This is a genomic window from Sphingomonas arenae (assembly GCF_016924655.1).
Taxonomy (GTDB): domain Bacteria; phylum Pseudomonadota; class Alphaproteobacteria; order Sphingomonadales; family Sphingomonadaceae; genus Sphingomicrobium; species Sphingomicrobium arenae.
Window position 1 is genome coordinate 188,122 of the sequence record NZ_JAFFJU010000004.1, and the last position, 11,670, is coordinate 199,791.

The following is an 11,670-nucleotide window of genomic DNA, read 5'->3' on the forward strand; positions in this document are numbered from 1 at the left end:
GATAGGATTGGTCGGCCCGCTTTGCGAGGGCCAGAGCGATCAGTCCTGCTTGTAGGCAGCCTTCAGGCTGGCGAGTTCCAGGCGCTTGCCGATCCATTCGGCCAGCTCCTCGAACGCAAGTGGCTTGTCGAAGACGATGCCCGCGCGCCGCTCGGAGTACCAGCGCACCTCGCCCTTCACGGGCCGGAGGCTCTCGACGACGACCACCACGTCCTTGCCGACGCAATATTCGTCGATCGGCTCCACCTTCATGCCGCCCAGCGAGATGTCGTGGACATCGACCGTGTAATAGAGCTTGCCGACCCGAACGGACGCCTTGCACTGCACATCGAGCCGCGGCGGGCGGGGGCGGAAACCATGGCGCGGCTTGCGGCCGGCCAGGAGCTCGCCCAGGTCAATATTCTGATCGAACTTCACTCCGACCGTGCCCTCGCGCGTCCAGACCACGCTGGACGGGATCTTCTGGTTCGAGAAATCGATCTCGACCTTGTCTCCGACCCGGCAATGCTGCCCGCATTCGGCCATGAGCCCGCCGGCCGACACATTGCGGACGCGGATCAGCTGCTCGCCGAGTTCCGAGCGCAGCTTGGCCACGCGGAGACTCGACAGCACGCGCTGGTCCCCTCGCCGCTCCGTCGGCCGCGGAACAGCCGTAGTCAGTGAGAAAGTTGTGGAATCGAAAGCCGTTAAATCATCTTCCGAAGAACGGATCGGCTTTCGACGGATGAGCGTTCCGAACATGCATGGCCCTCACGCAGCACCTCGAAGAATAAGCCTCTTGCGCTCCGGTTGGTTAAGAAGCCGTGAGCGACACGTCATTTGGCTTTGACGCGAGGAGAAAACAGCCGCAGGGGTATGCCGGAAGGAGGAGGCGATGCCGCAGCCCAGGCTGCTGCTGATCGACGATGAACCCGCGCTCGCCGACTTCGTCGCGAATGCGGCCCGGGAGTGCGGCTATCTTCCGCGCGTCGCCCGTGACGAGCAGCAGTTCCAGCAGATCTACCTCGAGGCGGTTCCGGACATGGTCGCCCTCGACCTCGGCATGCCCGGCATGGATGGGGTTGAGCTTCTGCGCTTCCTAGCCGGCCAGCAATATCGCGGACCCGTCCTGATCGTCTCCGGCTTCGACCGGCGCGTGCTGGAGTCCGCCTTTCGCCTGGGCGAGGCGCTCGGGCTCACCATGACCGGTCCCCTGGAGAAACCCGCCCGGCTGGAGGAGCTGGAGGCGATCCTGATCCGACTCAAGCCGTCGCTGGCGACATGAACGCCGCGCTCGGCGAGATCGGCCTCCTGGACGGGTTTGAGCGGGCGCTCATCAACAATCGGCTGCACATGGTCTACCAGCCGAAGGTCTCGCTCGACGATGGCGCGCTGATGCGGGTCGAAGCGCTCGTGCGATGGGACGACCCGCAGCATGGCTCCATCGCTCCTTCCCGCTTCGTGCCGCTTGCCGAGCGCCATGGGCTCATAGACTCGCTAACCCAGTGGGGCCTGCGCACCACCTTGCGCCAATGGCTCAGCTGGCGGACGGCGGGGCTCGACACCTGCCTCGCCTTCAACATCTCGGCCTTGTCGCTTCAGCACCTGGACTTCCCCGACCTGGTCGAGCGCATGTGCCGAGGTCTCGACGTCCCGACGGATCGGCTGGTGCTGGAACTGACAGAGGGTGCGACCCAGCCGCTCGTCAAGCTGATGGACACGCTCACCCGCTTCCGCATCAAGGGCATCGGCCTTGCCATTGATGACTTTGGGACGGGCTACTCCAGCCTGATGCAGCTTCGGCAGCTGCCCTTCACCGAGGTAAAGATCGACCGGTTCTTCATCGCGGATGCCACGCACAACCGCGACAGCCGGGTCATCGTGAAGGCCATCATCGACCTGGCGCACGGCCTTGGCCTAACCGCCACTGCGGAGGGCGTCGAGACTATCGAGCAATTGGCGCTGATGCGGGAACTGGGTGCCGATGTCGGCCAGGGCTATCTGTTCGCCCAGCCGCTGGAGCCCTCCGACCTGATCCCCTGGGCTGCGCGACACACGCGACGTTGGAAGATGCTGGTCAACCCACCTGCGGAATCAACCATGCGCAGACGGCTCGAGGGGGCGGCTCTAGCTTAGCGACGAGCCAGCAGGCGCATCGCGCGATCCATGGCCGCAATCCCCTGATCGATGGTTTCGGGCCGCTTGGCGAAGCAGAGCCGGACGAGGTGCCGAGCAGGCTCCTCCTCGAAGAAGGCGGAGATGGGGATGACCGCGACCCCGGCATGCTCGACAGCCACCGCGGCGAACTCCTCGTCATTCACATCGAGGCCGGATGCGCTGAGATCGACGCACAGGAAGTAGGTCGAAGCGCTTGGAAGAACGGCGTAACCGGACCGCTTGAGACCAGCCGTCAGCCGGTCGCGAGCCTCGGTGAAGCTTCGTCGCATCGGGTGAAGCCACGCATCTCCCTCCCTCATCCCGAAGGCGACGGCCGCCTGCAAGTTCGTGGCGGTCGCGAAGGTCAGGAACTGGTGAGCCCGGGCCACTACATCGATGACGGCGCTATCGGCGACCAACCACCCCACCTTCCAGCCGGTCAGCGAAAAGATCTTCCCCGCCGAGCCGCACTTGAGCGTGCGTTCACCCATCCCCGGCAAGCTCGCGAAGGGTGTGAATGAGCGATCATCCAGCAGGACGTGCTCCCACACCTCGTCGCTCAGGACGAGGAGATCGTATGCGCGGGCAACCGCTGCCACCGACTCCAGCTCTTCGGGGGTGAACAGCCGGCCGGTCGGATTGTGCGGATTATTGAGCACGATCGCCCGCGTCCGTGTCGACACGGCGGTCTCCAGTGCCGCTTGCTCGATCCGCCACTCCGGGGGCCGCAGCGGGACCTCCCGAACGACACCACCTGCACGGCGGACTAACGGGGCATAGGCGTCATAGGCCGGAGCGAAGATGACGACTTCGTCGCCCGGCTGCACCAGCGCGAAGATGGATGCGGCGATCGCCTCCGTCGCGCCGCTCGTGATGAGGATATTGTCCGGGCCAAGTTCCATCCCGTGGTGGCGGCCGTAATGGTCCGCCACGGCCTTCCGCAACTCCGGTACTCCGCGAGACGGCGCATATTGGTTCGACCCCTCGCGCAAGGCTTGACCGCCTGCCTCGAGGATCGGCTCCGGCCAGCCGAAATCCGGGAATCCCTGCCCGAGATTGACAGCGCCATGCCGGGCAGCCGCGAGGGACATGCGCTCGAAGACGCTGACCGGCATCTGCTCATAGAATGGGTTCACCGCAGCACGCCTTGCTCGCGCAACTGCTGCACGTCGTCTTGCGCGTAACCGAGCTCCGCTAGGATCATCGCTCCATCCACCCCTTCCCTGCAGGGAGGACGCGGAGCATCCGTCGGGGTTCCGGAGTAGCGGGGTGCGGGACCAGGCTGGACCACGCCGTCTAGGTCGAGAAACGTTTCACGTGCGCGGTTGTGCGGATGCTCCGGAGCCTCGGCGAGGCTAAGGACCGGAGCGACGCATGCGTTCCGGCCGGCGAAGATCGCCACCCACTCATCGCGGGAGCGGGTCGCGACGGCCTCCGCCACCTCCTCACGCGTCGGTGCCCCGCGCAGCCCGAGCCCATCGAGCAGCGCCGCGCGGAACTGCGGCTCGATCGCGCCAACCGCAAGCTCCCGCCCGTCAGCGCAGGTGTAGCAACCGTAAATGGGTTCGCCGCCGTCGAGCAGGTTTGCGCCGCGCTGGTCCCGCCACAGTCCCGCTGCCCGAAGTCCGTAGATCAGCGCTCCCGTCAAAGCCGCGCCGTCCGTCATCGCCGCATCGATGACCTGCCCGCTTCCGCCCCGCTGCACTGCCAACAATGCCGCGACCATCCCGAAGGCCAGCATCAGCCCGCCCCCGCCGTAATCTCCCACAAGGTTGAGCGGCGGCACCGCCGGACGGTCCGGCTCCCCGATGCAGGACAGCAGGCCCGTCAGCGCCAGATAGTTGATGTCGTGCCCTGCCTCCGCGGCCAGCGGACCATCCTGGCCCCAGCCCGTAATGCGCCCATAGACCAGCTTGGGATTGGCTTGCAGCAAGGTGTCCGGTCCTAGGCCAAGCTTCTCCATGACGCCAGGTCGATAGCCCTCCACCAAACCGTCGAACCGCTCGGCAAGCCGCCGCACGATCTCGCGCCCCGCTTCGGTCTTGAGGTCAACCGCTATGCTCTCCCGGCTGCGCGTCAGCGGATCGTTGGGCACGCTGAGGTTCCCCGGCCGCTCCACCCGGATGACGCGGGCGCCATGATCGGCCAGCATCATCGCCGCGAATGGCCCCGGCCCCAGCCCGGCCATTTCGACGATCGTCAGCCCTGTAAGCGGTCCCGCCATTCGCCCACCTTTCGGCCACGACCTGTACCGACTAGGCTGGCCCCGACAAGGAGGAACCATGCTGGACACGTCCACTCGCACCATTTTCGACGAGAGCCATTCCGCATTCCGCAATACGGTCCGGAAGGTTGTTGCCGGCCTCGACGTCGATCGGCACGAACGGGAGGGAATCGTCGAGCGTGAGGCATGGCTCCAGGCCGGCGCGGCCGGTCTGCTCTGCCCCGGCGTCCCCGAAGCGTACGGCGGACCCGGCCTCGACTTCACCTTCAACGCGATCGTCGGCGAGGAGATCAGCTACGCCGGCGCCGCAGCCGGGTTCAGCCTGCAGAGCGACATCGTCGCCGACTACCTCGTGGCTTACGGCTCCGAAGAACAGAAGCGCCGCTGGCTGCCCGGCATGGTGTCCGGCGAGGTCATCAGCGCCATCGCCATGACGGAGCCTGCGGCTGGATCCGACCTGCAAGGCATGAAGACGCTCGCTCGCCGCGATGGGAACGGCTGGCGGCTGAACGGTTCCAAGACCTACATCACCAATGGCCAGAGCGCAGACCTCGTGATCGTCTGCGCGCGCACCACCGAAGAAGGCGGGGCGCGCGGCATCAGCCTGTTCCTGGTCGAGACCGGCGACGAGGGATTCAGCCGTGGGAGGAACCTCGACAAGATCGGGCTTCACGGCAACGACACATCCGAGCTGTTCTTCAGCGACGTCTATCTGCCCGCCGACCGGCTGCTCGGGCAGGAGAACGCCGGCTTTATCATGCTGATGACCCAGCTTCCGCAGGAGCGGCTCAGCATTGCTGTTGCGGGTCAGGCGGCGGCTCAGCGCGCGTTCGACCTCGCTGTGGAGTTCACCAAGGATCGCAAGGCGTTTGGCCGGACCGTGTTCGACTTCCAGAACACGCGCTTCACCCTTGCCGACATGAAGGCGCGCCTGCAGGTCGGCTGGGCTCACCTCGACTGGGCGATCCAGCGGCACGTCCAGGGCAAGCTGACCCCCGCCGAAGCGAGTGCCGCCAAGCTCTGGCATACCGAAGAACAGTTCGCCTTCTGCGACATGTCCCTGCAACTGCACGGCGGCGCCGGCTACATGAACGAATATCCGATCGCCCGGCTGTGGCGCGACAGCCGGGTCACCCGCATCTATGGTGGGACCAGCGAGATCATGAAGGAGCTGATCGCTCGCTCCATCTGAGGTGAGTTCGTTACCAGCTGGAAACAATTTGCGCCCACCCTTGTTGATCAACGGTCGGCCGTGGGCAGCGCCCTGGCCGGAAGGAGGACGGTTTGAGCAGGCCCTGGATCGAACGCTACGCCCATGCCGTGCCATGGGACACGCGCTTCGAGCCGTTCCCGGTGGGCGAGCTTCTTGTTCGCGCCGCTTCCGCTCACGGCGACCGCACTGCGCTGAACTTCCTTGGGCGGCGATATAGCTACGCCGCCCTTCTCAAGCAGGCCCAGACCGCCGCGCGCGGCTTCCAGTTGCTTGGTCTTGGCAAGGGCAGCCGGATCGGTCTCTTCCTGCCGAATACGCCGCACTATCCGATCGCCTACTACGGCGCGCTTCTCACGGGCGCGACGGTGGTGAACTTCTCGCCCCTCTACTCGGCGCCCGAAGTGATCGCGCAGGCCCAGGATAGCGGCACGGACGTGCTGGTCTGCCTCGACCTTCAAAGGTTGTGGGAGCCCGCCCGCCAATCTCTCGCGGCAGGAGCGGTGCAGCGGCTGATCGTCGGAAACCTTGCCGAGGCCCTGCCAGCCGCCAAGAGTTTCGCCTTCCGCCTCTTCAAGAGCAAGGAGCGAGTGCAGGTTCCAATCCACCCGCGGATCACCCGCTGGTCCGAACTGCTCGACAATGACGCGCGCCCTGCTCCTGCGGCGGTCGATCCGGCAAGAGACATCGCCCTCATCCAGTATACCGGTGGCACGACCGGCGTTCCCAAGGGTGCCGCGCTCACCCACGCCAACCTGTCGCTCAACGCGCAGCAGCTGGGCTCGGTCGACCCGGACCAGAAACGCACCGCCAGCGTGCTCGGCGCCCTGCCCTTCTTCCACATCTTCGCGAACACCTGCCTGCTCAATCACACGCTGATGCGCGGTGGGACAATTATAATGCTGCCGAAGTTCGAGGCAGCCGAGGCGCTCGCCGCTATCCGCAAGCACCGACTAACCGATCTCGCGGGAGTTCCAGCCATGTACCAGGCGATGCTCGACCATCCGGAGGTCGCCAAGACCAGCTTTGCCTCGGTCCAGCAGGCTTTCTCTGGGGGCGCGGCCATGTCGGTCGCCCTCAAGCAGCGGTTCGAACAAGCCACCGGCGCCCGCGTACTCGAAGGCTATGGCCTCACCGAAAGCTCCGGCGTAGTCGCCGTAAACCCTTACCGAGGCGCGTCCAAGGCCGGTTCCGTCGGCCAGGTCCTTCCCGGCACAACGATCACACTCGTGGACATCGAGGATCCGTTCCGCGACGTACCACCGGGCGGTCGTGGCGAGATCGTGGTGAGCGGCCCACAGGTCATGCAGGGTTATTGGCGCAAGGACGAGCAAGCCGTCGAACCCCTCCCCGACGGCCGCTTCCGCACCGGAGACATCGGCCAGCTCGACGAGGACGGCTACCTGTTCATTGTCGATCGCTGCAAGGACATGATCAACGTCGGCGGCTTCAAGGTCTTCCCAAGCCAGCTCGAGGCGGTGCTGATGAAGCATCCCGCTGTTAAGGAAGTGCTGGTCATCGCCGTCCCCGACGACCGGGTCGGCGAGCGACCGAAGCCGTTCGTCGTGCTGCACGACCACGCCGAAGCGACATCGAAGGAACTCCAAAGCTACCTCAACGCGACCGTCGGCAAGCACGAGCATGTTCACGAACTCGAAATCCGCCCTGAACTCCCCAAGACAGTGATCGGCAAGCCCGACCGAAAGGCACTCGCCGCGGAGGAGAAGGCGAAGCGGGAGCTCGCCGCTCCTCCGCCGTCCTCCCAACTGGAAGCGGCAGGCTAGCTCCGCACAGCGTTGATCTGGCGCAAGGCGGCCGACGCACTACATGGCAATGGCATGCCCATGAATACCGATATCCTGATCGTCGGCGGCGGCCCCGCTGGCCTCAGCTTTGCGCGCGCGCTCGCGCCAAGCGGATTGCGCATCACCCTGCTGGAACGGCAGGGCACGGACACCCTCTCCGAACCCGCCTATGACGGACGCGAGATCGCCCTGACCCATCGCTCCATCCGCAGCCTGCGGGAGCTGGGCGCCTGGCAGCGCATTGGCGACGAGCACAAGTCCCCGCTCCGCTCCGCACGGGTGCTCAACGGCGGCTCGCCCCTGGCGCTGACCTTTGACACCGGAGATCGGCCCGAAGGCGAGCTGGGCGTCCTCGTCCCCAACCAGCAGATCCGCCGCGCCCTGTATGCCAGCATCGAGGGGCAGGACGACCTGACCATCCTCAGCGGTGTCTCGGTAGCGACCGCCAGAACCGGCAACGCCGGCGCGGAGGTCACCCTCACTGACGGCACCGTCCTCAAGTCCCGCCTGCTGGTCGCCGCCGACTCCCGCTTCTCCTCCCTACGGGAACAGCTCGGCATTGGTGTGGAGATCAACCGGCTGGGCCGGGCGATGCTCGTGTGCCGGGTCGATCACGAGCGCGAGCACGACCATGTCGCGACGGAGTCGTTCGACGTGCCGCACACCATCGCCATGCTCCCGCTGAACGGACGGACTTCGTCCGCGGTGATTACCCTCCCCCAGGACGAAGCCGAGCGCCTGGCGGAAGCGAGCGACGAGGCGCTCAGCGAATCGATCACGGCCATGTACCGTCGGCGGCTCGGCACCATGCGGGTGGCCGGCAGCCGTCATGTCTATCCGCTCGCAACCACCTTCTCCCGCCGGTTCGTGGTTCCGGGGGGAGCGCTGATCGGAGACGCGGCGGTCGGCATGCACCCCGTCACCGCCCATGGCTTCAACCTTGGCTTGCAGAGCGCCGTCACTCTCGCTTCCGAGATTCGCGGAGCCCTCCGGCGTGGCGAGGACTGGGCAGGTGATGCGCCCCTGCAATCCTACGAGAAGACTCACCGGCTCGCGAGCCGACCGATCTACACCGCCACCAACATGATCGTCCGCCTATACAGCGACCATCGGCCCCCGGCGCAACTGGCTCGTCATGCGGCGATCCGGCTCGGTCGTCGGCTGCCGTTCCTGAACGGGGCCGTACGGTCGATGCTCCTGCAGGCCTAGGGTTGCGGCGCTCGCCCCCACTCGGATAGCGTCGGCCATGAACGCGAGAAGGACACGGGATTGGAGATACGAACGGCTGTCTGGAACGTCGCCGCGGCCTGTTGCCTCTCAGCAGCTGGTACGAGTGCCTGCGCGATGACCACCCCCGCGCCCGGTACGGTGCCGTGTGCCGTCGACGGAGCCGCACTCCTGCCGGCTGACACCGGCGGAGAGCAGGCCCTTTGTGCCGAAATCCGGCGCGCGACCGCGGAAGTGCTCCCCGCCGGAGCGCGGATCGCGGTGCAGGTCGTGTCCGACCACCGGATGCATGCGACTGCCATCCTCGCCGATGGCCGCGCCCTGCGCCGCGTAAGTGTCGCTGTGTCCGACAGAACACTCTCGACGCGGTCTTTTCGAATGATCGCGGAAGCTCTCGCTCAACAGCTCCGTTCGACGAAGTCTTAACTTCTCAAACATCTCCGTTCGTCTAGGAATTCCCCGATAGAACCGCGACTTGCGTGATTCGACGGGCATTCTGGTGACTGCCATCGTCCGAGGATCGCGGTTGCGTAACGCGTACCCTGGGGGCTCAGTATGGTTGATATTCCGGCAGACTCGTCCACGTCCACATATCTTTCCGTGGGCTTCTCGCAGTTCGGCTCGCTGGAAACTGATGGCGACAAGGATTGGTACCGCCTGTTCCTGAGCGCCGGCCAGGAAGTGCGGATCGATCTCACGGGCATTGGCACCAACCCGGTCGAGGATACCTATCTCCGAATCCTCGATAGCCAGGGCAACGTTCTTTACGAGAATGACGACGTCAACACCTCGGCCGGCAACCTGAACTCCTCGATCGCCTTCCGAGCACCGTCCTACGGCACCTACTTCGTCGAGGTCGGCTCCTATTACAGCACGGGTGACAAAGGCGACTACAAGGTCGAAGTCAGCTCCTACCAGTTCCCGCCGGAGTACAGCTTCGACCAGATCGCCGACCAACTGATCCGCGGCTTCTGGGATGGGAACACGCAGCGTTTCGACGTCTCCGCAGGCGGGGCACTGACCGTCAACCTGACGGCGCTGACATCTCCCGCCCAGACCCTCGCTCGGGCTGCGCTCCAGCAATGGAGCGAGATCACCGGCATACAGTTCACGGAAGTGACGCTCGGCGGCCAGATCACGTTCGACGATACCGAAGAAGGAGCCTTTTCAGAGTCCACCACCATCGGAGGCTTCATCACGACCTCCCACGTGAACGTCTCGGAAGCGTGGCTGGCCGACTATGGCACCGGTCTCAACAGCTATTCCTTCCAGACCTACATCCACGAGATCGGCCACGCGCTCGGCCTCGGGCACGCCGGCAATTACAACGGCGATGCCGCCTATCCTTACGATGCGCTGTTCAGGAACGATAGCTGGGCTGCCAGCGTCATGTCCTACTTCAGCCAGGAAGATAACACCACGATCGCGGATCAGGGATTTACCTTCAACTACACGCTGACCCCGATGATCGCCGACGTCCTTGCGATGTCCCTGCTTTACGGCACGTCCACGACGACCCGGACCGGCGACAATGTGTATATCGCGCCATCGGGCGGGGCCATGTGCATCTTCGATAGCGCAGGCAACGACACCATCGATGCCAGCGCGTCGGCGACGGGCGCCGTGATCGACCTCAATCCGGGCACTTATTCCAACCTGAACGGCGAAGTCGGCAACGTCAGCATCGCGCTGGGCGTGGCGATCGAGAACGCCATTGGGGGCAGCGGCAACGACACGATCTATGGAAATGGCCTTGGTAACCACCTGTTGGGCGGGGCTGGCAGCGACAACCTCCATGGCGCGGCCGGCGATGACGTCATCAGCGGAGGCCTCGGCAACAACGTTCTCGATGGCGGCGTGGGGAACGACACGGTCGATTATTCTGACCTCACCTTCGGCGTGAATGCCAACCTCTCGACCGGGCTGGCGACGTTCATCGGGACCACGGGCAACGACACCCTATCCTCCTTCGACAACCTCACCGGATCGCAGCAGTCGGACACGCTGACAGGCTCGTTCGGCATGAACGTCCTGGTCGGCAATGGCGGGAATGATGTCCTCGCGGGCCTGGAAAGCTCCGATGTCCTCAACGGCGGCCTAGGTGTTGACCAGCTTGACGGCGGTGCTGACGGCGACATCTACCTCATCGGCTCGACCACGGAGCATGCCGCGTCCGAGTTTGGGGACACTGGCTCGAGCGGCACGGACGAGGTGCGCTTTGCCGCGACGGGTACGGCGCAGACGCTGACGCTGTTTGCGGCGGACATCGGCATCGAGCGGGTGGTGATCGGCACCGGCACTGGCGCTTCGGCGGTGACCACGGGATCGCTCGGCCACGGGATCGACGCGCGCGAACTGACCAATGCCGTGACGCTGGTCGGCAACAATGGCGCCAATATCCTTCGCGCGACCTATTACGCCGACACGCTCCAGGGCGGCCACGGCGACGACCTCCTCTACGGTTACGAGGGCAACGACACGCTGGACGGCGGGCGCGGCGTGGACCGGCTGTATGGCGGCGCGGGCAACGACACTTATGTCGTGACCGACGCCACCGACTATGCCTACGAGCTTGCCGGCGAGGGCACCGACACGGTGCAGGCGGCGGTGTCGGTCAACCTGCGCGCCAACATCGAGAGCCTGGTGCTGACCGGACCTTATTCCATCACCGGCCGCGGCAATGATCTGGATAACACCATCACCGGCAACTCCGGCTCCAACCGGATGTGGGGCATGGGCGGGAACGACACGCTGATCGGCAATGCCGGCAACGACTTCCTCGACGGCAGCGAGGGCAGTGACACGCTGATCGGCGGCATCGGCAACGACGTCTACTATGTCGACACGCTCAGCGACACGATCGTGGAGGCGGCAAACGAGGGCTATGACACCGTCCGCACCACGCTCGACTGGACGCTGGGTGCGGGGCTCGACCGGATCGAGCTTCTGGGCAGCGGCGACCTCGATGGCACCGGCAATGGGCTTGCCAACATCCTGTCGGGCAATGCCGGCGCCAACGTGCTGTCCGGCCTGGACGGCAACGACCGGATCTTCGGCAAGGAGGGCAA

At 65.2% G+C, this 11,670-nt stretch carries 10 protein-coding genes; 7 read left to right on the forward strand and 3 right to left on the reverse strand.

Annotation, left to right across the window (positions count from 1 at the left end; translation table 11 throughout):
* Positions 1–39 precede the first annotated feature (39 nt).
* Positions 40–741, reverse strand: a complete 702-nt coding sequence (locus JT720_RS13625; RefSeq protein WP_272873221.1) for a PilZ domain-containing protein — start codon at positions 739–741, stop codon at positions 40–42.
* Positions 742–874: 133 nt separating this feature from the next.
* Between JT720_RS13625 and JT720_RS13630 the strand changes: the two genes are divergently transcribed.
* Positions 875–1,264, forward strand: a complete 390-nt coding sequence (locus JT720_RS13630; RefSeq protein ID WP_205481846.1) for a response regulator — start codon at positions 875–877, stop codon at positions 1,262–1,264.
* Positions 1,261–2,115, forward strand: coding sequence for an EAL domain-containing protein (locus JT720_RS13635; protein WP_205481847.1), 855 nt, complete (start codon positions 1,261–1,263; stop codon positions 2,113–2,115). Before JT720_RS13630 ends, JT720_RS13635 begins: the two co-directional genes overlap by 4 nt.
* Here JT720_RS13635 and JT720_RS13640 read toward each other — a convergent pair.
* Together JT720_RS13640 and JT720_RS13645 are read right to left on the reverse strand one after the other, a co-directional pair.
* Entirely contained in the window at positions 2,112–3,272 is a 1,161-nt protein-coding gene (locus JT720_RS13640; RefSeq protein ID WP_205481848.1) for an aminotransferase, read from the reverse strand. The genes JT720_RS13635 and JT720_RS13640 overlap by 4 nt on opposite strands.
* Positions 3,269–4,360, reverse strand: coding sequence for a CaiB/BaiF CoA transferase family protein (locus JT720_RS13645; protein ID WP_205481849.1), 1,092 nt, complete (start codon positions 4,358–4,360; stop codon positions 3,269–3,271). The genes JT720_RS13640 and JT720_RS13645 overlap by 4 nt, the downstream gene beginning before the upstream one ends.
* Positions 4,361–4,418: 58 nt before the next feature.
* On the opposite strand from JT720_RS13645, the gene JT720_RS13650 reads away from it, so the two are divergent.
* The 5 genes from JT720_RS13650 to JT720_RS13670 all read left to right on the forward strand — a co-directional run.
* Positions 4,419–5,552, forward strand: a complete 1,134-nt coding sequence (locus JT720_RS13650; RefSeq protein WP_205481850.1) for an acyl-CoA dehydrogenase family protein — start codon at positions 4,419–4,421, stop codon at positions 5,550–5,552.
* Between the two features lie 92 nt (positions 5,553–5,644).
* Positions 5,645–7,354, forward strand: a complete 1,710-nt coding sequence (locus JT720_RS13655) for an AMP-binding protein (protein WP_237220001.1) — start codon at positions 5,645–5,647, stop codon at positions 7,352–7,354.
* A 54-nt stretch (positions 7,355–7,408) separates the two neighbouring features.
* Entirely contained in the window at positions 7,409–8,584 is a 1,176-nt protein-coding gene (gene ubiM, locus JT720_RS13660; RefSeq protein WP_237220002.1) for a 5-demethoxyubiquinol-8 5-hydroxylase UbiM, read from the forward strand.
* A 135-nt stretch (positions 8,585–8,719) separates the two neighbouring features.
* The gene (locus JT720_RS13665; protein WP_205481851.1) at positions 8,720–9,028 is read left to right on the forward strand and encodes a hypothetical protein; all 309 of its coding nucleotides are present in this window, start codon (positions 8,720–8,722) and stop codon (positions 9,026–9,028) included.
* Positions 9,029–9,157: 129 nt separating this feature from the next.
* Positions 9,158–11,670 (forward strand): M10 family metallopeptidase C-terminal domain-containing protein (locus JT720_RS13670; RefSeq protein ID WP_205481852.1); only part of this gene is annotated, 2,513 nt, incomplete at its 3' end.

Bases quoted from the DNA above. Each gene is read 5' to 3' on its own strand.
- JT720_RS13625 (WP_272873221.1), bottom strand. From the start codon at position 741: ATGTTCGGAACGCTCATCCGTCGAAAGCCGATCCGTTCTTCGGAAGAT.
- JT720_RS13630 (WP_205481846.1), top strand. From the start codon at position 875: ATGCCGCAGCCCAGGCTGCTGCTGATCGACGATGAACCCGCGCTCGCC.
- JT720_RS13635 (WP_205481847.1), top strand. From the start codon at position 1,261: ATGAACGCCGCGCTCGGCGAGATCGGCCTCCTGGACGGGTTTGAGCGG.
- JT720_RS13645 (WP_205481849.1), bottom strand. From the start codon at position 4,360: ATGGCGGGACCGCTTACAGGGCTGACGATCGTCGAAATGGCCGGGCTG.
- JT720_RS13650 (WP_205481850.1), top strand. From the start codon at position 4,419: ATGCTGGACACGTCCACTCGCACCATTTTCGACGAGAGCCATTCCGCA.
- ubiM (WP_237220002.1), top strand. From the start codon at position 7,409: ATGCCCATGAATACCGATATCCTGATCGTCGGCGGCGGCCCCGCTGGC.
- JT720_RS13665 (WP_205481851.1), top strand. From the start codon at position 8,720: ATGACCACCCCCGCGCCCGGTACGGTGCCGTGTGCCGTCGACGGAGCC.